The sequence below is a fragment of the Delftia sp. Cs1-4 genome (assembly GCF_000214395.1).
Classification (GTDB): Bacteria; Pseudomonadota; Gammaproteobacteria; order Burkholderiales; family Burkholderiaceae_C; genus Comamonas; species Comamonas acidovorans.
Genome location: NC_015563.1, coordinates 3,522,647 through 3,546,249 on the forward strand (window position 1 = coordinate 3,522,647; position 23,603 = coordinate 3,546,249).

A 23,603-nucleotide genomic window follows, 5' to 3' on the forward strand; every position below is an offset into this window, starting at 1 on the left:
TCGATATCAGTAAGTTATCTATGTGAATAAACACAATGGGGAATTGATTAAAAATAGAGCTACAAGAGATTAATCTGAATTCTGCTTTCCCCTTTCAATGATTGTGTCAGGTTGATAGCCCATTAATCTCAAGCTTTCTGAAATTACAGAGTTAAATATCGGAGCAGCCACGGCACTTCCATAGTATTTTCCCGCCCTGGGCTCATCAATCATTACAGCAACAATAATTTTTGAATATGAGTTCGAAATTGGGGACATTCCGACAAACCAAGAACGATAAGACCCGCGTTGATAGACGCCATCAATAAGCTTCCTTGTCGTCCCTGATTTCCCACCAACCGAGTAGCCCTCAGTGTTGGCACGCGCATTTTTTCGTCCAGCCCCTCCAGAAAGCCAAATCATGTTTCGCAGCTCCTCTGCAACTTCTTCAGAGAAAACTCTAACGCTCTCAGGTGGCTTTGAGTTCTTTAATAAATAAGCAGGGCGTAGCCGACCATCACCAGCAATAGCTGTATATGCCGTAGCCAATTGAAGCAATGACATGGAAAGGCCATATCCATAAGCCATCGTTGCCTGCTCTACAGGGCGCCAGTTGTGCCAATGCCTAAGCCTTCCACCTGACGCGCCAGGAAACTCGATTTCTGGCTTACGCCCGATGCCGAGGAGACTGTACATATGCCACATTTCTTCGGGCTTCATAAGATCCGCAACTTTTACCATCCCTATGTTGCTTGATTTAGCAATGACCTCTCTAGCTGTTAGAACACCGAAATTACCCACATCGGATATCCGGCTTCCCTGGTAGTTAAGAACGCCGGGGCGTGTATCGAAAGTGGTTAGCGGCGTCAGTTTTTTTAGCTGCAAGGCGGCCCCCATTGCCAAAGGTTTGATAGCGGATCCGGGCTCAAAACTATCAACAACGGCAGTGTTTCTTGAGTTGGCAAAGGACGAATGGTTTCTGTCCAAAGGGTCGAAACTAGGATAATTAGCCAAAGCTAGAACTTCGCCAGTCATTGCATCCAAAACGACAGCACTGCCGGATGTCGCTTTGTTTTTTATGACTGCTTCGCTAATTTTTTGATATGTGTAATGCTGGATGGTGCTGTCAATAGACAATTGAATATCGGAACCGTTAATAGGAGCGACTTCCTCACCCACTTCGGCGATCACTTTGCCAAGCCTGTCTTTGAGTACGCGTCTAAGTCCTGGAAATCCACTTAGCTCGCTTTCAAAATTTAGTTCAATTCCCTCCTGGCCTCGTCCTTCCACATTTGAAAAACCAACTACTTGGGATATTGCTGCGCCGAGTGGGTAATGGCGCTTATGCTCCAATCTCTCGTATATTCCTTTAATCTTTAAGGATGCAATTTTTTCAGCCAGGGAAAAATCAATGTGGCGTTTTAGCCATACGAAATTTCCTGCACGAACATTCGACAGTCTCTTTTCCAGATCCTTGGAATCTATTTCCAAAAGAGCAGCCAGCACTTGCAATTCTTCTTGGCTAGGTTTTGCTTGTTTACGATCGGCCCATATACTTTTGGCCGGTGCACTTGATGCCAGAACTCGACCATCCCTATCTAGGATATTTCCACGCATAGGAAGATGATTTACTGTTCTTGTGTATCGAATGTCACCTTGATGTAAGAAGAAATCGTTGCCAATAAACTGCACCCAAATGGCACGAAAGCAAATAATAGTAAATCCTAAGAAGAAGATAATCATGATGAGCTTGCTGCGCCACACAGGAGTCCTTGTCGCCAATAGGGGACTATTCGAATATGTTACAGATTTCACCAATTTCGATAAACCTAAATTCAGCAGATATTCGTAGTTGACCTAGATGTAAAACATAGAAATGCATCTAACATTTTCGCTATATCTTTGAAAATAACCCTAGAAATTGGTTTACTAGATTTTTCGAATGGATGATAAATGCATGAAAAAGTCTTTTTGGATAGCTACCTTTAATAATTTCCCGAGAAACCAATAAAGGATGTCGGCTTATAAAAACACCGTCTCTGGTCATTATTTTTACCCATCCTGCCTGCTGGCCTTTCTCAAGAGGCGCAGTTAACGGCTCATCCACTTCGAAATCAATGACCAAATTTTTTCTATCTGTTTCTTTTGGCACAGCAATGGACACATCTCGATCTACGACAAGTTCTACATTTAAGATGTCTCCTTGCCACACTCGCACTGATTTGACTACACGATCTTTCTCAAAAAGGACCTCCCACCTGAAAGCACTGAACCCCCAGTTCACGAGTTTGAGTGTTTCAAGCTTCCGTGAATCCTTAGATGTGGCGCCCATGACAATGCTGATAAGTCTGCGGTCATGCCCATTTTCATCTTCGCGATGCGAGGTTGTAGCGAGGCAATACCCAGCAGCATCTGTATATCCAGTTTTTCCGCCATCAAAACCATGATCAATATCCAATAATGCATTTCTATTCAATTGCCTAATTCCATTAAACGTATATTCTTTTAATGAAAAATATGAATGAAACAGTTTTGGATGATCCTTCAGAATTTGACTCATTATTTTTGCCGCATCCATTGCACTCATTTTGTGATTTTCATTTGTCAATCCAGTCGAATTAGCAAAATTCGTATTTTTCAAATCCCACTCTTTTGCTTTGTAATTCATCATTTGAACAAAGCCCTCCACTGACCCGCCAATTGCTTCCGCCAGTACAACAGCTGCGTCGTTACCAGATTGAACTATTAACCCGCTTAATAACTCATCCATAGTAGGAGACATTCCCATGGCCAAAAACATCAACGTACCGTTTCCCAGCCGCTCATCCCAAGCACGCTTTGAGACTGGCAGACGCTGATCGAGCGATATACGACGGTGCTTGACTGCGTCAAATGCCAGATAAGCCGTCATCAATTTGGTTAGCGAAGCAGGATGTACTGGATCGTTCGCATTATTTTCAGCGATGACCTGGTGTGTATAAGCGTCAATTAGCACATAGCTTTTAGCATCCAGAGGAATTGATCTACTAATCTGTGCAAAGACATGCTCGCTATTGAACAAAGTAGCACAACAAATTGTTAGATACAGATATACTTTTGGCAAAATTTGGGTAACTGCAACCATTTTCATACTCAACTGGATTCCTATTTACTTAATATCGCAAGAATAGGGAGATCGAACATAATTCGACATAGAATTCGAACATATCCTTTTCTCGAGAAATTCTGTGTAAATATAATCTCCGCCAATAAGAGAAACTTCTGGTGGAACGGTTACTTGTATTTCAGGCCTACCGCTCAATGCTTGCTCCATGAATTTGATCCAGACCGGCAATGCGATTGTTCCGCCAGTGACAGCACCTAAGCTCTTTGGATCGTCATAACCAATCCAAGTGGTCGCCGCGATTCCTCCGGCGTAACCCGAAAACCAGAGATCCTTGGATCTGTTGGATGTACCTGTTTTTCCTGCGACATCCTCTCTTCCCAATCTAAGAGCCTGCCTGGCTGTTCCGCTGCGCACAACATCTCTAAGTAAGGAATCGACAATAAAGGCATTTCTTTCCGAAATTACCTGATGCCTAACGCTAACATCCGGTGCCTTATACAATAAATCACCATTACGCTGCCTGATGGACTTGATTAATATAGGGGACACCATCGCTCCATTGTTCCCAAACACAGAAAAGGCTTGTGTAAGATGCATTGGAGACGTCAAACCGGCCCCCAGAGCTAGAGGAAGCCCAGGAGGATGAAAATCGGGAATAAAACCAAAAGATAGAGCCTTGTTACGGACATAGTCCTCACCTGCGGCTTCCATCACATTCACTGTTGCCACATTTTTCGACCTAATAAATGCGCGTCGAATGGTGATATCACCTTCATAGTTGTTTGCATAATTTCTTGGAGCCCAGGATGCGCTACCTCGCTGCGCCGGCTTGACTACTCGACGTGTGTCATCCACGATGAATCCGGGAAAGAATCCTTTTTCGATAGCTGCACCATACACAAACGGTTTGAATGTGGAGCCAGTTTGTCTTTGAGCTTGAGTGACATGATTAAAGTTGTTGAGAGAAAAATCAAATCCCCCAGTCATTGCAAGAATATTCCCACTTTGCATATCCATTGCAATCATGGCACCTTCCATATGTGGCTTCTGACTAAGCACCCATTTATTTTGGGCGTGCTGTTTTACACGTACCACCGTTCCTTTTTCAATTCGTCGTTTACGTGAAATAGAACTTTTTGTCAGTTCCAAGACGGAATATGCACCTGACTCAGAAAATAATGTAATCACCTCACCATTTCTGAACATTGCCTTGACAATTCCGTTGGGTAATACTTCGGTGATAACGGCCGCTTTGAATACGCCACTATCTGGGAAGTTAATGAGAAATTTTTCTATATTTTTTTTGTCCAGTACTTTTTCTTCGACATTAAATCTTCCCTCCACGCCCTCCCATCCGCGAATTTTTTGCAAGCGCATCAGCCCATCTCTTAATTCCGTATGAGCAGCCTTTTGTAGGCGTGTATCTATTGTTAGTTCGACATCAAAACCTTCCTTATATGTGCTTTCCCCATAGTGTTCGTAGATCATTTTGCGCGCTTCTTCGACTGCAAATTGCACAGAGGAATCCCTGGTGTTAGCCCTCTTTGTAATTTTTACTTCTTCTGAAATAGCTTGAAGAAACTCTTCTTGATTCAAATAATTAAGCTCCTTCATTCTTTCTAGAATATAGTTCTTCCTAATCATTGCTCGTTGATAGTTTGCGACTGGGTTAAAAGCTGATGGAGCCTTAGGGAGGCCAGCTAGCACGGCGGATTCTGAAATGCTCAACTCACTCAAACTCTTATTGAAATAAGTTGATGCTGCGGCTGCGAACCCATAGGATCTCTCACCCAGAAAGATTTCGTTTACGTAGATTTCAAGTATTTGATCTTTAGAGAAAAGTGCTTCAATCTTGAACGCCAACATGATCTCTGCAATTTTTCTTATATAGCTCTTTTCCTTGGAAAGAAACATATTGCGAGCTACTTGCATGGTGATCGTGCTGGCTCCCTGGGAATTTTCTTGGCTAGCAATATTTCTGACTACCGCTCTAAATACTCCAGAATAATCCACGCCTCTGTGATGGTAAAATTTTGCATCCTCTATTGAGATAATTGCATTTTTCAGAGCCCGAGGAAACTCTCTAATTGAGACTATCTCACGACGTTCTTCGCCATATTCAGCCAGCAGTTCCTCACTAGCTGCGTAAATTCTTAGAGGTTGGGCGGGTCGATGGTGAAAAAGGTTAGCCACATCTGGCAGAGTTTTTTCTATTTCATTTGCAACATAAATTATCACTGGTACGAAACAAATAAAAAATCCGCAAAAAAAAGCCAGGACAGTACGAATTGCGGAATAACCAGTACTTTTATATCTAGTGTTTTTTGTTTGATCTGCAACCATCATTGGCACCTAGCTCTATTGATTTTTGAGGCTATAAATCTATCAAGCAGCATTAACCGCCACATTGAATCCAGTGGTTTTATTTAAAGCCCAAAAATCAAAAATTAATGATCTATCAAGATCAAATCATCGAACCGACACGACGAATTTAACCAGTGCAAACGCAGATGGTTTTCCCGTGTGAATGTCGATCTTCTAAATCAGTGGATGTCTTGTGGGCGGTGGCCGGCACGCATTGCCATTCGCATCTTCTGAAATATTCGATTTCTCGCCGAAAAATGATGCGAGAGAACCAGAATTTTGAAGAATGCAAATAAGAACGGCAAAAAGACCCAATGCCAAGATAGCTTTGTAGCTCATGGCCAAATCTTTCATTGATGTATACCGTGTCTGAAATGGCGGTGGATGCCAAAGACGGTATAGATGCCGCTCCCCCTGTCCTCGGTACCTGAGAGATTCACCTGTTGACCAGACAACAGGCTTGCTCCTTCGGCGCGCTACAGCGATTGCAGCGACTCTCCAGACGGCGTGTTAGATGTGCAGTACATCCCCGGATGAGGGGAACCTGAGCGTTTATGGGAGTTTGCGCCTTCGGCAGAGGTAAAGGCTACCTCTTTCTCCTGCCAGGTCATCTTACGTCAGATGCGCTATTTACTGGCTTTCAGTTTCCTTACCCTACTTGACCAAAGTCAAGTGTGTCTACTTCGATGAAGCGAATTAGTTCTCGTAGAACTGTTAACATTTGTTAATTGAGACAATTTTTAATATTTCGTCAGAATAGAGCGCCTGAGACCTAGGACGCATCGCACCCACCAAAAAAGCCTCGACAGGAAGTTCCTGCCGGGGCTTTTGTGTTTTGCCGAATGGACAGCTAGGCGGCAAGCAACTCTCTGATCAGCCACCCAATGCTCTCGCTTCGATGCATCCACGCTGGCGCGCAGCACAGCGGCCTTGAAGCCCCGGGCTTCCAGGTGCATTCGCAGCCTGGCGGCCCTGTGCTTTTTCTTCAGCACACAGCTGCATCAGCCAGCTTTCCCTGATGAGGGCCGCCGCCGTGAATGAGTTGCTGATCTTGCGCAACGGCAGCGCTGCTCTGTCCAGATGCCGGAGGAAGCCCCGCACTTGCCTGTCTTGAGGTCGCCCTCACGAGCCAGCCCAACCATCCACTCACAGCAATGATCCCCAAACCAAAATCGCCGTCCCCGCCAGCGGCGATCTGACCCCCTCCTCCACCCGAAGCCGCGCTCCATTCCCCATGATCCAGGAGTCTGAAGAGATTGCCCTGCTCCGGGAGGAAAACGCCAGGCTGCGGGCGCAGCTGGCGATTGCCACGGCGGGCCATGGCAGCGCCGTGCAGGGCGCGGGTGCCAGCGATCAGGACCCCTTCGATGCACAGGTAGCCGATCAGAAAACGCTGTTCTCGGATTTCATCGAGCATCTGCCTATAGGTCTGTGCCTGGTGAGCCGGGGTGGGCAGGTGTTGATGTCCAATCCGGCCTAGCGCCATTTCCTGCCGGAAAGCCCTCCACCATCGCTTGTGGCGCCCGAAGAAGACCGGGGGTGCTGGCGCAGTTGGGACCAGGAAGGCAAGCCGATCCCCAGGGACCAGTTTGTGGGCGCCAGGGCTGCACGTGGCGAGCTGGTTCGGCGTGGCGACTACCGAGCTGGAAGAACCGCCCTGGATCGCCGTGGCCCCGTTGTCTTGCCTATGCCATGCAGTCGCAGTCGTTCAGGGAGTGCCGTATTCGCTCAGCTTCTTGCTGAACCCAAAGGTCCACAGTCGCTGCGTGCGATCGTTGACGTCATTGGTGGTAAAGCGCAGGCTCGCCGCGCCCTTGGCGCATTGGCCGTCGTTCACGATCTTGCCTTCGGCGTCCACCATGCATTTGGTGACGTTCGAGCCTTCGATTTCCTTGCCGCTGGCGTCCAGCACGGCCAGCGAAACACCGAAGTCGGTGTCGTTGGTCAGCGCCAGCGTGTAGTCATCGACCAGTGCCAGGCCTTCGGCCTTCTCGGCCACCCAGCCGGTGGCGTTCAGGTTGAAGAGCCGGGTCTTCTTGAGCGTCACGACCTTGGAATAGTCCGAGCCATTGACCGGCTTGCCAGTCAGGCTGCTCTTTTCCAGGTCGGAGCCCAGCGCGGTGATGTCGGTGGCGTTGGCCGGAAACTCGATCAGAACCAGGTCGTTGAAGACTTTCTTGTCCTTGCCCGTGCCTTGCTCGATGGCGATGAATTTCCCCTTGCCCAGTGAGACCACATCACCCAGCTTGGCATTGCCGGTCTTGCCTTGGTTGTACCAGCGGCTGTCCACGGGCAAGGCAAACAGGCGGGTTTTCTCGGTGGTCGGGTCAAACTCCACCCAACGCACAAAGCGGGCGTAGTCGCGCACGTTCTCCGACTTGCCAGTGGCGTCGGCAACGGCAGCGGTGGTGTAGTCGGCCCTGCCGTCGTCCAGAGGGCTTTGCAGGAAACCGTGCAACTTGCCGCTGGCCACATCAATGCTCAGCCCCTCCATGCCACGGTTGGCGCGGCGCTTGGCGAGAATGGCCGGCAGATCGGCCGCGCCAGCGCCGGGCCCGTATTTCTTCTGGATGATGCCGGTCGCCGGGTCGATCTTCACGATGAAGGGTCCGTATTCGTCGGACACCCACAGCACATTGCGTGCGGCATCCACCACCACGGATTCTGTGTCCAGGCCGAATTCGCTGTAGCCCTTGGCCTTGCCGGGATAGGTGAAGGAGTCGTCCAGGACTTGCTCGCCCGTGTTGCCTGTGATGCCCCGTGGCTGCACGCGGCCGTTGGCGTTCTGTGTGGCGCTGAATCTGAGCGGCAGGGTGGAGACGAGCCTGGCTCCGTCTTTTCCGAGGGCGATCACGCCGATGGACGGAGTGAAGTTGGGCGAGGGAAACACCGTGGAACTGGCAAAGCCCGTGGGATTGGAGCCGTCGGTGATCTGCGTGACCGGGCCGGTGGTCGCGTTCGGGCCGCGATCGGTGATGGCGTAGAACTCCAGCGTGCCGTCGGCACGCCTGCCCTTCAAGGCCAGGCCTGAACCGTAGGCTGGCAGAAAGCCCTTGGGGAAATCGGCCTTGGTGGCGGGGTGTTGGCCTTCGTAGGGGAAATAGAACCTGTCGTCGAACTGGACGTCCTGGCGCGTGACGATGGCGCGAATGCTGCCGACGCCGGTGGTCTGCGTCACCGTCTCGGAGCCGGCGGCCTGGAGCGGGCGGGTGTCGGCGCAGGCGCTCAGCAAGGCAGCCGCGGCGGCGATCACTGCCATCAGGCAGGAAGAAGAAGTGGGGGGGCGCATGGCGAGTAGGTCTTGAGAAGAAGAGGCAAGCCTGATCGGCAGATCGGCAGGCCCTGCGTGGCAAGGGCCTGCCCCATCTTGAAGGCTTCGTTTCTGGAAAAAGGCGCTGTGCCGCTCAGAACGAGTGGCTGATGCCCAGATCCACACCGGTCGAGCCGGCGTTGGCCACACCCGCAGGGCCACCGATCAGGCCGACGCTGGCGCCGTTCTTGTTGTTCACACGCGCCAGCCCTGCGTACAGAGAGGTGCGCTTGGAGAAGTCGTAGACATATCCGATCGAATACTTGTCGGCCTTGCCGCCGCTGCGCGTGAGGGCTGAGGCGTTGCCGCTGAACTTGGCGCTGGCGTACTTGACGCGCAAGCTGCCTGGCCCCATGGGGATGGTTGCGCCCAGATAGAAACCGTCCACCTTCCCGGAGGTTGCGCCGTTGACGGGCTCCCACTTCAGGCTGTTGTATCCGCCATTGAGCAGGAAACTGCCGAAGTTGTACGAGGCGCCCAGCACCAGGTCTTCCAGATCGCTGGTTGCAGCGATGGCGCTGGGCGAAGCCACGGCCGCGGTGCCGTCGATCCTGCCGTAGCCGATACCCACGTTCAGCGGGCCCGAGCGATAGCCCAGGTTGCCGCCTATGTACCTGCGGGCCTTGCTTGCGCCAGAGCCGGAGGCGTTCTCGTCGCCAAAGGAAACCGAGAACTGGCCATAGACACCGCCCAGGTCGCTTGGCAGGAAGTAGCCCACGGCGTTGCTGATGCGCGTGCGGTCGACCACGCCGCTTTGGCTGGCGGCGTTGTAGGCAGTCTGGCGGATCGTCTGGAACAGATTGGCCTGCACACCGGTGGTGGTGTCGGGGCCCGCGAAAGCGGTGAAGATGTTGTAGCTGGGGGTGTAGTCGCGACCCAGCCGGATTTCACCCCAGGAATTGTTGCTCAGCCCGATCGTGGAGCGGCGCTCGAAGCCAAGGGAGCCGCTGCTGCCGCCAGTGCCGACATCGGGGTTGAGGCCGCCTTCAAGCCAGAGCTGAGCTCTGTTGCCGCCGCCGAGGTCCTCCGTGCCGCGCAAGCCAAGCAAGCTGGTCTTGCCTTGGCTGGAGTTCAGTGCATTGAGCCTGTTGCTGCCGGACTTGGCAATGGTGACACCGACGTCCACCACACCAAAAATGGTGACGGAAGATTGTGCCAAGGCCAAGCTGGAAGAAGATGCGAAGAATGTGCCCATCGCGAGTCCCAGAATGCGCGAGCACGTTTTTTGATTTTTCATTGGTGAGATACGAACTGAACTTATTAATGAGAATGACGGTAGCCTCCTGCCACCGCTGCGGGAACTCTAGGCAACACATAAGTATTCTTCGTGACAGCTGTGCTGTGTGACATGAAAGTCACAGCAGCGGCGGTGCCTGCGGCACGTTTCCTGCAGGGAAGCCCCATCGCCGCCACCCTTCAGCCATGGCATGCACGACGGGGCAGATCATTCATTGCCGATTTGTTTGATTCAGATTCGAGAAATTGGCAGAAATATGCATCCTTTTGCCATTTTCTCAATAAGGTTCTCGACTTCCATATTTTCAATGGCACATTTCGAGCGTTCGTCGACCGATTCGTCGGTCATTGGGAACCCAAATTCAGCCCATTGCACGGCCAGTTCAACCCCATAGTCCCTGGGAGGGCGAAGTCCCACAAGAATTGCCGCACCGAGGACTGCAGCCTCAACATCGGTCGCACCAGCAGTCACAGCTATGATCCCCAGGCAGCATCGCCGTCCCCGCCTGCGGCGAGCTGCCCCCCCTCTCCTCCACCCAACGCCCCGCTCCATCCCCCCCATGATCCAAGAGTCCGAAGAGATTGCCCTGCTTCGCGAGGAAAACGCCCGGCTGCGGGCGCAGCTGGCGATTGCCGCGGCGGGCCATGCCAGCGCCGTACAGGGCGCGGGCGCCAGCGATCAGGACCCCTTCGATGCACAGGTGGCAGACCAGAAGACGCTGTTCTCGGATTTCATCGAGCATCTGCCGATAGGCCTGTGCCTGGTGAGCAAGGGCGGCAAGGTGCTGATGTCCAACCCGGCCTACCGCCATTTCCTGCCGGAGACCCCCATCCCTTCGCTGCTGTCGGCCGAGGAAGACCGGGGGCGCTGGCGCAGTTGGGACAAGGATGGCAAGCCCGTCCCCCGCGACCAGTTTGTGGCTGCCCGCGCGTTCCGCGGGGAGCTGGTGGTGCCGGGTGTTGACTGCGTCTATGACACGCCCAAGGGGCTCGAAGTATGGACGCGCGTGTTCGGGGTGCCGCTGCGCAATGCAGACAAGGAAGTCGTGGCCACGGCCATCGCCATTCTGGACATCGATGCGGAACGGCGGGCGCTGGACCTGTTGCGCCAGAGCGAGGAACGGCTGGATGCGCTGGTGCGGTCCTCGTCGGAAGTGCGCTACTCCATCAGTTCGGACTGGAGCGAGCTGCATCAGCTGGCAGGCGGCGGGTTCATCCCCGACACGCAAGCGTCCAACACGAACTGGCTGGAAGACTACATCCCCCCGGAGGACCGCGACCTTGTGCGCGCGGAGATTGCGCGGGCCATCCGCACGAAGACGGACTACGTGATCGAGCACCGGGTGAACCGGGTCGATGGCAGCGTGGGCTGGGCGTTCTCGCGCGCCGTGCCGCTGTTCGATGCCGCAGGCGCCATCACCGGCTGGCTGGGAGCGGCCTCCGACATCACCGAGCGCAAGCAGGCCCAGGCCGCGCTGGAGCGCTTGAATGCCACGCTGGAGGAACAGGTGGCAGAGCGCACGGCCGACCGCAACGCGCTGTGGCAGCTGTCATCCGACATCATGATGCGCTGCACGTTCGAGGGCATCATCACTGCGGTCAACCCGGCCTGGACCGAGGTATTGGGCTGGCGTGAAGACGAGCTGCTGGGCACGACGCTTTTTCATCTCATCCATCCGGAGGATCTGGCACGCACCATCCAGGACACGCAGGAGCTGGCCACAGGCATGGCGCATGCCCGGTTTGACAACCGGTATCGCCATCGGGACGGAAGCTACCGCTGGATCTCCTGGTCCACGCGTTCGGCGGCAGGCCGCATCAACGCGGTGGGCCGCGACATCACCTCCGAAATGGCCAAGGCCGAAGCACTGGCCAAGGCGCAGGAGCAACTGCGCCAGTCGCAGAAGATGGAGGCCGTGGGCCAGTTGACGGGCGGCCTTGCGCACGACTTCAACAACCTGCTGGCGGCCGTCATGGGCAATCTGGAGCTGCTGCAGCGGATGCTGGCGCGCGGCCAGGTGGACAACCTCACGCGCTTCATCCATGGAGCGCAGGGGGCGGTGCGGCGCGCCGCCACGCTCACGCAGCGGCTGCTTGCGTTCTCGCGCCGGCAGATCCTGGACTCCAAGCCCACCGATATGGCCGCGCTCCTGGCCGATTGGGAGGACCTGCTGCGCAGGACGGTGGGCGCCAGCGTGGATATCGACATCGTGCCGGCAGCCCATCTGTGGCATGTGCAAATCGATGGAACGCAGTTGGAGAACGCCATCCTGAACCTGTGCATCAACGCCCGCGATGCCATGCCCGAAGGCGGCCGGCTGACCATCAGGACAGCCAATATCGAGCTTGAAGAGGCGGCAGCCCGGGAGTGGGACCTTCCGCCGGGCGGCTATGTGTCGCTGTGCGTCACCGACACGGGTACCGGCATGTCGGAGCAGACCATTGCGCGCGCCTTCGAGCCGTTCTACACCACCAAGCCGGTGGGCCATGGAACAGGGTTGGGGCTGTCGATGATCTACGGTTTCGCACGGCAATCGGGAGGAGCGGTCAGGATCTTCTCCAAGCCGGGCCAGGGCACCACGGTCTGCCTGTATCTGCCCAGGTGCGACGCCGCGCCCGTTGCAGAACGCGCGGTCGATGCGGCAAGGCAGGTGGTGGTTCCTGCCCAAAGGACCTTGCTGGTCGTGGATGACGAAGCCCCGATCCGCCATCTCATCGACGAGGCGCTTGTCGATCTGGGCTACACGGTGCTTGCCGTGGCCGATGCAGCCGCCGCGCTGCAGGTACTGCGTGCCGGAACCCGGGTGGACATGCTGATCACGGACATGAGGCTTCGCGGCGGAATGAACGGCAAGCAGCTGGCCGACGAGGCGCGCCTGGCCCGTTCCGACCTGCCGGTGCTCTTCATCACCGGGTTCACCGAGGCATCTCCGCTCAGCCAGGAAAACCTGCACCCCGGGACTCAGCTTCTGACCAAGCCGTTCACATTGGATGCGCTGGCGCTCAAGGTGGCGGAGATTCTGGGCAGTACCGGCGCTGTGCCATCGGACTGAGTTGCGCGGCTGGCGCTGGAGCTGGCGCAATGGGGGTCTGTAGATTCCGGGCACCTATCCCAGCGCTGAAACCCTGCGGCTTCCCTCTGCCATAACCCTCACCCTCTCAATGAAAGCCTGCAACACCGCCGCAGGCTGGTCCGCCCGCCAAGCCATGACAGCCGGCGTCATGGCCTGCTGCGGACCGCGCAGCGGCACGAACACCACGCCGTTCATGCCCACGCGCTGCATGCAGCTGGGCACCAGGGCCACGCCCTGCTCTGCCGAGACCAGGGCCATGACGGTGAGCCACTGGCGCGCCGCGTGGCGGGTGTGGGGGTGGATGCCGGCCTGCTGCAGGCAGGCGATGACGTTGTCGTAGTTGGCCGGGGCCACTTCGCGGGCGAACATGACGAAGGTGTCGCGGGCCAGTTCGCGCAGGTCGATGTCGGGCTGCTGCGCCAGCGCATGCGTGGCGGGCAGGCAGCAGACAAAGGGTTCCTCGCCGATCGACAGGGTCTGCAGGCCGTCTGGCGGGGTCGCTATGTTGAGAAAGCCGCAGTCGATCTGGCCGCTGGCAATGGCCTGCAGTTGCTCGCGCGTGGACATTTCATGCAGGCAGACTTCGACCAGGGGGCGCTCGGCGCGGAAGGCGCGGCAGAAGTCGGGCACCTGGCGGTAGACCATGGAGCCGGTGATGCCCACGTCCAGCCGGCCCTGCATGCCCTCGGCCACGCCGCGCACCACGTCGGCCGCATGCTGCAGCTGGGCGAGCACCTTGCGTGCCTCGACCAGGAAGGCCTCGCCCGCAGGGGTGAGGCGCACGTTCTTGGCGTCGCGGTCCATGAGGCTGGCGCCCAGGTCCTGCTCCAGGGTCTTGAGCGCCATGCTCAGCGGCGGCTGGGTGATGCACAGCCGCTGGGCCGCGCGGCCGAAGTGACGTTCCTCGGCCAGGGCGACGAAATAGCGCAGCAGATGGGTCTTCATGAGAGGCGGCGGATGGGGAGCAAGCGAGATGGCATCTTGCACCATGGCTACCTCTGAAATACAGATTGATAAATCATGGGACTTCAGATGGTTCGCAGCCACAAAACCCGCGCACCTCAACTTTGAGACACCGAGGAAGGGCCGCCCCGCACCGAGGGTGTCGTCCCCCTCCGCGCAGCGAGAAGGGGGAAGGCGCGAAGCGACTCAGGGGGTCAATACGATTTAGGCAAGCCCAATACCTTTTCGGCGATGAAGCACATGATCAATTGGGGGCTGACGGGCGCCAGGCGCGGGATCCAGGATTCGCGCATGTAGCGCTCCACGTGGTATTCCTTGGCGTAGCCCATGCCGCCGTGCGTGAAGATGGCGGTTTCGCAGGCCTTGGCGCAGGCTTCCGCCGCCAGGTATTTGGCGGCGTTGGCCTCGGCGCCGCAGGGCAGGCCCCTGTCGTAGAGGAAGGCGGCCTTTTGCACCATGAGGTGGGCGGCCTCAAGCCCCATCCAGGCCTGGGCCAGCGGGTGCTGTATGCCCTGGTTCTGGCCGATGGGGCGGTCGAAGACCACGCGCTCCTTGGCGTACTGGGTGGCGCGCGCCAGGGCGGCGCGGCCCAGGCCCACGGCCTCGGCGGCGATGAGGATGCGCTCGGGGTTGAGGCCGTGCAGGATGTACGAGAAGCCCTTGCCCTCTTCGCCGATGCGGTCCTCGGCGGGGATGCGCAGGCCGTCGATGAACAGCTGGTTGGTGTCCACGCATTTGCGGCCCAGCTTGTCGATCTCGCGCACCTCGATGCGTTCGCGGTCCAGGTCGGTGTAGAACAGGCTCAGGCCTTCCGTGCCCTTGCACTCTTCCACGGGCTTGGTGCGTACCAGCAGCAGGATCTTGTTGGCGACCTGGGCGGTAGAGATGAAGACTTTCTGCCCATGGACCACGTAGACGTCGCCATCGCGCACGGCGCGGGTCTGCAGCTTGAGGGTGTTGAGGCCCGCATTGGGCTCGGTGACGCCGAAGCAGGCCTTGTCCGTGCCCGCGATCAGCGGGGGCAGCCAGCGGCGCTTTTGCTCGTCCGTGCCGAAGACGACGACGGGGTGCAGGCCGAAGATGTTCATGTGCACGGCCGAGGCGCCCGACAGGCCTGCGCCCGTGGCCGAGATGGTGTGCATCATCAGCGCCGCCTCGCTGATGCCCAGGCCCGCGCCGCCAAACTCTTCGGGCATGGCAATGCCCAGCCAGCCCGCGTCGGCCAGGGCCTTGTGGAAGTCGTGCGGGAAGCCGCCTTCGTGGTCCTTGTGCAGCCAGTAGTCAGCGTCAAAGGGGGCGCAGGCGCGTTCGACGGCGTCACGTATCTGTTCCTGTTCTTCGTTCCACAGAAAGTCCATGGTGTGTTCTCCGTTGCTTGTTGCTGTTCGCTTGTTGTGTCTGTGGGGTGACGGCGCTCAGACTGCCGGCCGGCGCACGCGCTCGGGGTTCTCGCCGTAGGGCGGGCTGTAGAAAACCAGCAGGCGCACGGGCTCGGCGCTGGTCACGCGGAAGATGTGCATGCAGTCCTCGGGGAAGAAGCAGGTGTCGCCGGGCTGCATGGCAAAGCGTTCCTTGCCGTCCGGGGTGTCGATTTCCACCTCGGCCGCGCCGGCCAGCAGGTAGCAGGCCTGCTCCATGCCGGGGTGGGCATGGGGCAGCGCGCCGCCGCCCTGCTCCAGCGTGCCCAGTACCAGCTCCATGTGGCGCGCGCCCACGTTGGCGGCGCTGACCAGGCGCCGGTTGACGGTGCCGTGGTGGTTGGCGGGGCTGTAGCCGGGCACGTCTTGTTCGCGGATCAGGTAGCGGGGCATGGGCGGTTTCCTTCTGTTTGTGCTTGTGCTTGTGTTTGTGGTGGGGCGTCTTGCAGCGCGGCAGCCTGGCTGCAGGCGCGGCTGGCCTGCAGGGCGGCCAGTTCTGCCTCGGTCAGGCCCACGTCGCGCAGCACCTGCAGGGTGTGTTCGCCCAGGCGTGGCGCGGGGGCGGCGCGTTCTGCGGGTGGCGTGGCGCTCCAGCGCGTGGGGCTGGCCGTGGTGCGCAGCCGGCCTTCGCTGGGGTGGTCTATCTCGTGCACGAAGCCGGTGGCCTGGTGCTGGGGATCGGCGATCAGGTCCTCGGGCGAGGCCATGGGCATGTTGGGCACATCGGCCGCGTCCAGCAGTGCGCGCCATTCGGCGGTGGTGCGCCCGGCCATCAGCCGCGAGACTTCGGCATAGACGGCATCGATGTGCAGCGCGCGCTGGCTGTGGGTGGCGAAGATGGGCTCGGCCATGCGCTCGGGCTGGCCTATGGCGTTGAAGAAGCTGTGCCAGTGCTTGTCGTTGTAGATGAGAACGCACAGGTGGCCGTCGCTGGTGCGATAGGGCCTGCGGTGGGCCGTGAGCAGGCGCGCATAGCCGGGGCCGCCCAGTTGCGGCTCGAACGACAGGCCCGCCATGTGGTCGCCCAGGATGAACTGGGTCATGGCCTCGAACATGGGCACGACCACGGCCTGGCCCCTGCCGGTCTTCTCGCGCGCATAGAGGGCGGCCGTGACGGCATAGACCGCGTGCAGGCCGGTGACGCGGTCGCCCAGGGTCATGGGCGCGTAGGCCGGCTCGCCGCCGCCGTATTGCTGCGCCAGCCAGGGCACGCCGGTGGCGCCCTGGATGAGGTCGTCATAGGCGGGCCTGGCCGCGTAGGGGCCGCGCTGGTCGAAGCCGCAGCAGCTCACGTGGATGATGCGCGGGTTGCGCGCCGCCACGTCCTCGTAGGCCAGGCCCAGGCGCGCCATGGCCTGGGGCCGCACGTTGCTGACCAGCACGTCGCAGCCTTCGGCCAGGCGCAGCAGGGCCTCGCGCGCGGCGCCCTGCTTGAGGTCCAGCACCACGGAGCGCTTGCCCTGGTTGGCCTGCAGGAAGATGTGGCCCATGGCGGGGTTGCGCATGGGGCCGACGTGGCGCATGTTGTCGCCCTCGGGCGATTCGACCTTGATCACCTCGGCCCCCAGGCCCGCAAGGATCTGGGTGGCAAAGGGCCCCATGACCACCGAGGTCATGTCCAGCACCTTCACCCCGGCAAGAGGGCCTTGCTGTCCCTGCTGCTCCTGCTGTCCCTGCTGCGCTTCTTGCATGCCGGTCTCCCTCACTGCGCCTCGATGCCGGCCTGCTTGACCAGTTGTCCCCAGCGGGCCATCTGGTCCTTCACATAGGTGGTGAACTCGGCAGGCGTGGCCGTGGGCCAGACCTCGAAGCCGACCTGGGCCAGCTGCTCCTGCACGGCCTTGTCCTTGAGGATGGCCTGCAGCTCGGTGTTCAGCCGCTCGGTGATCTCGGCCGGCATCCCGGCCGGGCCGAAGATGCCGTTCCAGGAAGTGATGTCGAAGCCCGGCAGCGTCTTGCCGATGGCCGGCACATTGGGCAGCAGGGTGGAACCCTTGGCCGCCGTGACGGCCAGGGTGCGCACGCGGTCGGTCTTGATCGTGCCCCAGGCCGAGCCCAGGTCGGCCACATAGACCTGGATCTGGTTGCCCATGAGGTCGGTCAGCGCCTGCGGGCTGGACTTGTAGGGCACGGAGGTGATCTGGGCGTGCGTGACGTACTTGAAGGTTTCCGAGGCCACCAGCGAGGTGCTGTTGGGCGTGCCGTAGGACAGGCGATCGGGATTGGCCTTGGCGTAGTCGATCAGTTCCTGCACGGTCTTGGCGGGAACGGAGGGGTGGACCAGCAGCGCAAACGGCAGCTCGCCCACGCGCGCCACGGGCGTGAAATCCTTGACGGGGTCGTACTTCAGGCCCTTGACCAGCCAGGGGTTGGCCGAGTGGGAGGTGTTGGTGGTCATGAACAGCGTGTAGCCGTCCGGCTTGGCCTTGGCCACATGGTTGGCGGCGATCTGGGCATTGGCGCCAGCCTTGTTGTCCACGATCACGGGCTGCCTGAGCCGCTCACCCAGCCGGGTAGCCACCAGGCGCGCCACGGCGTCCGTGCCGCTGCCGGCCGCGAATGGCACGACCAGGGTGATGGGATTGGAGGGGTAACCACCCTGCGCCAACACGGAGGGCGCGGCCACGGCCGCCATGGTGCTGATAGCGCCAAGGGCCAGGGCCCTGCGCAACGGGGAATGCTTCATTTGCTTGTCTCCTGTTTCCTATCCTGTTTTCCTATGGAAAGCGGCGCTGTGTGTCCAGCGCTCGCCGCCATGGTGCGGGTGTCAATGATTCAAGTCCAATTCTTTAAAACCAATCAAGGATTCGATTTATGAATCATTGAGTCCTGCGTCAGGCTCCATGTCCCGCCTCTTGCGCAAGGACTGCATCAGTGCGAGGCTGGCAGCCTTGCACGACACCACGCCAAGGAGTTCCGCATGTCACACACCGTCCACACCATCCGGCTGCACCGCGTCCTCAAGGCGCCGCCGCAGCGCGTGTACCAGGCCTTCACCACGGCCGCTGCCCTGGCCAAATGGCTGCCGCCCCACGGCTACATCTGCGAGGTGCCCGAGTTCGACGCCCGGGTCGGCGGGCGCTACCGCATGGCCTTCGTCAATCTGTCCACGAGCGGGCGCAGCGGCTTCGGCGGGGAGTTCCTGGACCTGGAGCCTGGCCGGCTGGTGCGCCATACCGACCGCTTCGACGACCCGCAACTGCCTGGCGAGATGATCACCACCATCACGCTGCGCGAGGTGTTCTGCGGCACTGAAATGGATGTGACCCAGGAAGGCGTGCCCGCCGTCATTCCCGCCGAGGCCTGTCACCTGGGCTGGCAGGAGTCGCTGCAGTTGCTGACCCTGCTGGTGGAGGCCAGCGTGCCGGGCTGAGACCCTGCACAAGCCCCGGCTGTCACACAGCTGCGGTTGATGGATTGCGGTGCTTCGGAGGACAATGGCAGTATTGCCCGCCAACGCCCGGAGGTCCGCCATGGCCACCCCCTTTGCACTGACCGCTCAAGCCATCGATGTCCTGCCGTTTGGTGCGCGGCTGGCGGGCGCCCGGACCTGCGCCCTGTTCAAGTCCCAGGACATGGAGGTCATCCGCGTGGTGCTGCGCGCCAGCCAGTCGCTGCCGCCGCACAAGGTGCCGGGCAGCGTCAGCCTGCACTGCCTGGAAGGCGAGCTGGAGGTGATGCTCGGCGAAAGCCGCCAGTCCCTGCAGGCCGGCCAGCTGATGCACCTGCCGGCCAACATGGCGCATGCGGTACGCGCCATCGAAGACACCTCCGCTCTGGTAACCATCGTTCTGTGCAGCTGAACGGCTGACGCGGAGCATGCTGCCTCGCGCGCGGCCTGCCCGCGTGCGAATGGTTGTGCCTGCGTCTCATTTGCGATTCATTCTCATTACCAAATCTATAATCACGCCTTTCTCGTTAGCTCACGCCATGGACGCAGCCGCCGCCAGCCCTTCGCAATGCATGACGAGCCCCGTGATTGCATTCGTTGAATGGACGCTCCATGGACGCGCAGATTTCCCAGTCCGCCAAGGCGACAACCAGCGTGGAAAGCCTGTACCACAGCCACCAGAACTGGCTGCAGGGCTGGTTGCGGCGCCGGTTGGACGACTCCTTCGACGCGGCCGACATGGCGCAGGACGTGTTCATGCGCCTGCTCACCCGCCAACCCGGCCCTGACGCAACCGGCCTGCGCCAGCCCCGCGCCTACCTGAGCACCATTGCCCATGGCCTGCTGGTGGACCACTGGCGCCGCCGCGAGCTGGAACGTGCCTGGCTCGAGACCCTGGCCCTCATGCCCGAGGCGCAGGCCCCCTCGCCGGAAAGCCGGCTGATCTTCCTGGAAACCCTGGTCGCCATAGACCGCATGCTGGATGCCTTGAAGCCCCGCGTGCGCAGCGCTTTTCTGTGGGCGCAGCTGGAAGGACTCACCTGCCCGCAGATCGCCGAACGACTGGGCGTGTCCCTGGCCACGGCCGAGCGCTACATCGCCACGGCCCTGCGCCACTGCTACGCACTGCGCTTCGGGGCATGAGCAGCGATCTTTCGCCAGGCCTGATCGACGAAGCCATCCAGTGGTCCGTACGGCTGGACTTCAACACGCCCAGCCCCGCAACACGGCAGGCCTTCGAGCAATGGCTGCATGCGCAGCCCGCCCATGCCCTGGCCTGGGATCGGGTGCAATCACTGAGGACCGACTTTGGCCGCATACCGCAACGCCTGGCACTGGACACGCTGGATGCAGCGCAGCGCATGCGCCAGTCCCGCAGCGTCTCGCGCCGCCGCGCCCTCAAGCTGCTGTCCTTGTCCGGAATCGCCACGGCAACGGGCTGGATGGCCTACAGCCACACGCCTTGGCAGCGCCTGCTGGCCAGCGCCAGCACCTCGGTGGGCGAGCAGCGCACCGTCAGGCTGGACGATGGCAGCACCATCGTGCTCAACACGGACACGGCCATCCGCACGGAGCTGGACCCGCAGCAGCGCCTGGTGGTGCTCAGCCGTGGGGAAATCCTGGTGACCACGGGCGCCGACGAGACTGCACCCGGCCACCGGCCCTTCAGGGTGCGCACGCCGTTTGGCGATCTGCAGGCTCTGGGCACGCGCTTTGTGGTCAGGCTGCACAAGCATCGGGCCCTTGTCAGCGTGCAGGAAGGCGCCGTACTGCTGACACCTGCAAAGGCCGCAGACAGCGCCGCACGGCAAACGGCGATGCCCGGCTCGCCGTGGTGGCTGTCGGCCGATGCCAGTACCCCGGCACCTCCCCCGGACTTTGGTGCGGACGACTGGGCAGATGGCGTGATGGCAGGCCGGGCCATCCGCCTGGGTGACCTTCTGGCGGAACTGGGGCGCTACCGCCATGGGCACATCAGTTGCGACGAGCGCGTGGCAGGCCTGCGCCTGTCGGGCACCTTCCATGTGCGCCAGACCGAGCAGGTGCTGCAGCTCATCGCGCAGACGCAGCCGGTGAACATCAGCCGGCGCACGCGCTGGTGGGTTCATGTGGGGCCGGCATCCGGCCAGTGATTTCCACTTTTTTTCAGAAAAAGTGAGGGGATCCGGATTTTCGTACGGCCTGGGAATGAGTCCTTCAATCCTTTCCCGTATTCCATCCAGGAGAACCCAGCATGTCCCGTCATCACCCGCCCAGGCCCGGTAGCCAACCGCAGTGGCGCCCCCGGCCGCTTGTCACCCTTGTGCAAGCCGCCGTCATCGGCATGGCGATGTCGACCCTCGTGCCTTCAGGCGCAGCATGGGCGCAGACGGCCACAGGCCAGGCCGGAGCGCTCACGCGCGATTTCAGCATTGCAGCAGGTCCGCTCGATGCGGCACTGGATCGCTTCTCGCGCGCAGCGGGCGTCAGCCTGTCCTATGACCCGGCACTGGTGGCGGGCCTGCGCACGGGCGGGCTGACCGGCAGTCACGGCGTGTCGGCCGGATTGCAGCAACTGCTGGCGGGCAGCGGCGTGGCAGCCGTGCAGCAGCCTGGCGGAGGCTTTTCACTGAAGGCTGCCGCGCCCTTGCCTGCTGCGGCAGGCCCCACCCCACCGTCTTCCGCCAGCACGCTGCAGACCGTCAATGTGACGGCCGATGCGGAGCTCAGCAGCGCCACGGAAGGCACGGGCTCATACACCACGCCCAGCATGGCCAGCGCCACCGGGCTGAACCTGTCGCAGCGCCAGACGCCGCAGTCCGTGAGCGTGGTGACGCGCCAGCAAATGGATGACTTCCACCTGAGCACCCTGCAGGACATTGCCAAGGTCACGCCCGGGCTGTACGCCAAGAACCCGGCCGTGACCGATTCGGAGTCCACCTTCTACGCGCGCGGCTTTGCGCTGGAGCATGTGAATGTGGACGGCCTGCCGCTGGACGTGACGGGCTTCAATTCGCGCAATGTCTCGGCCGACCTGCTGATGTATGACCGCGTGGAGGTGGTGCGCGGCGCCACGGGCCTGATGGATGGCGTGGGCGCGCCTTCGGGCTCGGTCAACCTGGTGCGCAAGCGTCCCACGGCCCAGCCGCTGCTCAATGCCACGCTGGGCCTGGGCAGCTGGAACAATCGCCAGGCCTCGCTGGACGCAAGCCGTGCGCTCAATGCCAGCGGCAGCGTGCGCGCTCGCTTGGTGGGCGGCTGGCGCGACAGCGACAGCTTTGTCGATGTCACCAACACCCGCAATGCCAGCCTGTACGGCGTCGTGGAAGCGGACCTCACGCCCGACACCACGCTGGGCCTGGGCGCCTACCGCCAGCGCACGCGCACCAAGGGCGTGTTCACGGGCCTGCCCACCCTGCCCGATGGCGGCCATATGAACCTGCCGCGCTCCACCTTCCTCAACAACGCGGAGTCTTTCCAGAACCGCGACAACGATGGCGTGTTCGTTGATCTGGAGCAGCGCCTGCGCAACGGCTGGACGGTCAAGCTGGGCATCAACCATGTCGAGGCCGATTCCGACATCCGAAACACCACCAACAGCCGCGTCGCGGGATCGACCACACAGCTGGAGCAGTCCGAGACGGGCTGGCGCTACGGCACACGCCAGACCGTGGCCGACCTGCGAGCCCGGGGCCCAGTGCAGTGGTTCGGGCGCACGCACGAGATCGCCGTGGGCGCCAGCTACCGCAATGACAGCTCCCATGCGGCCGAGACCTGGGGGTTGTCGGCCTCGCGCATCGTCGACATTGCGAACTGGAATCCCTACTCCGCGCCCTGGACCGGCTCAGTACCTGCCAATGGCGACCTGTGGGGCCGCAAGACGCGCGAAAAAGCCATCTACGCCAGCGGCAACTTCAGCCTGGCCGATCCGCTGCACCTGATTCTGGGCGGGCGTCTGGGCTGGTATGAGCAGGACACGACGGGCTGGTACACCGGCACGCCCAACTGGAAGCGCAGCCTGGACGAGAGCGCCAGGTTCGTTCCCTATGCGGGCCTGGTCTATGACGTGGATGACAGGCATTCGGTCTATGCCAGCCTGACACAGAGCTACCAGCCCCAAAGCTCGATGGACGTGCGGGGCAACACCCTGGACCCGATGACAGGCACCAACTACGAGCTGGGCGCCAAGGGCGAGTACTTTGACGGGCGACTCCATGCCAGCGCCTCGGTGTTCCGCATCACGCAGCGCAACCGTGCCGTGCGTGACGATGCCAATTGCCCCACCAGCGGCGCCATCAGTTGCTTTCGCGCGGCGGGCGAGATCCAAAGCGATGGCCTGGAGTTGCAGCTGTCCGGACTGCTGCAGCCCGGCTGGCAGGTTTCGGCCGGCTACACCTATGTGCGGGCGCGCTACACCAAGGACCGGATTGCCACCAACATCGGCCAGCGCGTGAGCACCGACGAGCCCCAGCACCTGCTCAAGCTCTACACCAGCTATCGCCTGCCCGGCGAGTACGGGCGCTGGAGCCTGTACGGATCGCTGCATGCGCAAAGCAAGATGTTCCGCCGCGAAACCGGCTTCGAGACCACGCAGCGCAGCTACGCCCTGCTGGGCCTGGGCGTGGGCTACCAGGTCAATGCCAATGCCCATGTGCAGCTGAGCGTGGACAACCTGCTGGACCGTCGCTACTACCAGGATCTTGGCTATTCATGGTCGGGGGGCCTGGCGCGCTACGGGGCACCGCGCTCGGTGTCCGTGACGCTCAGCTACAGGCTCTGAGAC

The 23,603-nt window shown here is 59.8% G+C and carries 18 protein-coding genes and 1 riboswitch; of the genes, 7 read left to right on the top strand and 11 right to left on the bottom strand.

The window, feature by feature from the left end; genetic code table 11:
- Positions 1-69 precede the first annotated feature (69 nt).
- The 3 genes from DELCS14_RS15460 to DELCS14_RS15470 form a co-directional block, all read right to left on the bottom strand.
- Positions 70-1,797 (bottom strand): penicillin-binding protein 2, encoded by a 1,728-nt coding sequence (locus tag DELCS14_RS15460; RefSeq protein WP_013802483.1) that lies wholly within the window; start codon positions 1,795-1,797, stop codon positions 70-72.
- Positions 1,798-1,873: 76 nt separating this feature from the next.
- On the bottom strand, positions 1,874-3,109 hold the full coding sequence (locus DELCS14_RS30015; RefSeq protein ID WP_083829091.1) for a D-alanyl-D-alanine carboxypeptidase family protein: 1,236 nt from the start codon (positions 3,107-3,109) through the stop codon (positions 1,874-1,876).
- Between the two features lie 18 nt (positions 3,110-3,127).
- A complete protein-coding gene (locus tag DELCS14_RS15470) occupies positions 3,128-5,428 on the bottom strand; it encodes a PBP1A family penicillin-binding protein (protein ID WP_157158277.1) in 2,301 nt (766 codons plus the stop codon).
- 425 nt (positions 5,429-5,853) lie between these two features.
- A riboswitch (glycine riboswitch) is annotated at positions 5,854-5,961 on the bottom strand.
- A 722-nt stretch (positions 5,962-6,683) separates the two neighbouring features.
- On the opposite strand from DELCS14_RS15470, the gene DELCS14_RS31250 reads away from it, so the two are divergent.
- On the top strand, positions 6,684-6,929 hold the full coding sequence (locus tag DELCS14_RS31250; RefSeq protein WP_013802486.1) for a signal transduction histidine kinase: 246 nt from the start codon (positions 6,684-6,686) through the stop codon (positions 6,927-6,929).
- A gap of 228 nt (positions 6,930-7,157) precedes the next feature.
- On the opposite strand, the gene DELCS14_RS15480 is transcribed toward DELCS14_RS31250, so the two are convergent.
- The 3 genes from DELCS14_RS15480 to DELCS14_RS30610 form a co-directional block, all read right to left on the bottom strand.
- The gene (locus tag DELCS14_RS15480) at positions 7,158-8,738 is read right to left on the bottom strand and encodes an esterase-like activity of phytase family protein (protein WP_013802487.1); all 1,581 of its coding nucleotides are present in this window, start codon (positions 8,736-8,738) and stop codon (positions 7,158-7,160) included.
- 115 nt (positions 8,739-8,853) lie between these two features.
- Positions 8,854-9,954, bottom strand: coding sequence for a porin (locus DELCS14_RS15485; RefSeq protein ID WP_013802488.1), 1,101 nt, complete (start codon positions 9,952-9,954; stop codon positions 8,854-8,856).
- 273 nt (positions 9,955-10,227) lie between these two features.
- Positions 10,228-10,467, bottom strand: a complete 240-nt coding sequence (locus tag DELCS14_RS30610) for a hypothetical protein (RefSeq protein ID WP_157158278.1) — start codon at positions 10,465-10,467, stop codon at positions 10,228-10,230.
- An 88-nt stretch (positions 10,468-10,555) separates the two neighbouring features.
- Here DELCS14_RS30610 and DELCS14_RS15490 point away from each other — a divergent pair, with 88 nt between their 5' ends.
- Positions 10,556-13,048, top strand: a complete 2,493-nt coding sequence (locus DELCS14_RS15490) for a PAS domain S-box protein (protein ID WP_013802489.1) — start codon at positions 10,556-10,558, stop codon at positions 13,046-13,048.
- A gap of 54 nt (positions 13,049-13,102) precedes the next feature.
- On the opposite strand, the gene DELCS14_RS15495 is transcribed toward DELCS14_RS15490, so the two are convergent.
- The 5 genes from DELCS14_RS15495 to DELCS14_RS15515 all read right to left on the bottom strand — a co-directional run bounded on the left by DELCS14_RS15495 (position 13,103) and on the right by DELCS14_RS15515 (position 18,136).
- A complete protein-coding gene (locus DELCS14_RS15495) occupies positions 13,103-14,059 on the bottom strand; it encodes a LysR substrate-binding domain-containing protein (protein ID WP_013802490.1) in 957 nt (318 codons plus the stop codon).
- A gap of 167 nt (positions 14,060-14,226) precedes the next feature.
- Positions 14,227-15,390 (bottom strand): acyl-CoA dehydrogenase family protein, encoded by a 1,164-nt coding sequence (locus tag DELCS14_RS15500; protein ID WP_013802491.1) that lies wholly within the window; start codon positions 15,388-15,390, stop codon positions 14,227-14,229.
- Positions 15,391-15,447: 57 nt separating this feature from the next.
- The gene (locus DELCS14_RS15505; RefSeq protein WP_013802492.1) at positions 15,448-15,843 is read right to left on the bottom strand and encodes a cupin domain-containing protein; all 396 of its coding nucleotides are present in this window, start codon (positions 15,841-15,843) and stop codon (positions 15,448-15,450) included.
- Entirely contained in the window at positions 15,828-17,066 is a 1,239-nt protein-coding gene (locus tag DELCS14_RS15510) for a CoA transferase (RefSeq protein WP_049801505.1), read from the bottom strand. Before DELCS14_RS15510 ends, DELCS14_RS15505 begins: the two co-directional genes overlap by 16 nt.
- Before the next feature lie 86 nt (positions 17,067-17,152).
- Positions 17,153-18,136 (bottom strand): tripartite tricarboxylate transporter substrate binding protein, encoded by a 984-nt coding sequence (locus DELCS14_RS15515; RefSeq protein WP_013802494.1) that lies wholly within the window; start codon positions 18,134-18,136, stop codon positions 17,153-17,155.
- A 234-nt stretch (positions 18,137-18,370) separates the two neighbouring features.
- Here DELCS14_RS15515 and DELCS14_RS15520 point away from each other — a divergent pair, with 234 nt between their 5' ends.
- The 5 genes from DELCS14_RS15520 (at position 18,371) to DELCS14_RS15540 (ending at position 23,600) form a co-directional block, all read left to right on the top strand.
- Positions 18,371-18,823, top strand: a complete 453-nt coding sequence (locus tag DELCS14_RS15520; RefSeq protein ID WP_013802495.1) for an SRPBCC family protein — start codon at positions 18,371-18,373, stop codon at positions 18,821-18,823.
- Positions 18,824-18,923: 100 nt separating this feature from the next.
- The gene (locus tag DELCS14_RS15525) at positions 18,924-19,253 is read left to right on the top strand and encodes a cupin domain-containing protein (protein WP_013802496.1); all 330 of its coding nucleotides are present in this window, start codon (positions 18,924-18,926) and stop codon (positions 19,251-19,253) included.
- 200 nt (positions 19,254-19,453) lie between these two features.
- A complete protein-coding gene (locus tag DELCS14_RS15530) occupies positions 19,454-19,984 on the top strand; it encodes a sigma-70 family RNA polymerase sigma factor (RefSeq protein ID WP_013802497.1) in 531 nt (176 codons plus the stop codon).
- Positions 19,981-20,973, top strand: a complete 993-nt coding sequence (locus DELCS14_RS15535; protein WP_013802498.1) for a FecR domain-containing protein — start codon at positions 19,981-19,983, stop codon at positions 20,971-20,973. Before DELCS14_RS15530 ends, DELCS14_RS15535 begins: the two co-directional genes overlap by 4 nt.
- Positions 20,974-21,074: 101 nt before the next feature.
- Positions 21,075-23,600, top strand: a complete 2,526-nt coding sequence (locus DELCS14_RS15540; RefSeq protein ID WP_013802499.1) for a TonB-dependent receptor — start codon at positions 21,075-21,077, stop codon at positions 23,598-23,600.
- Positions 23,601-23,603 lie beyond the last annotated feature (3 nt).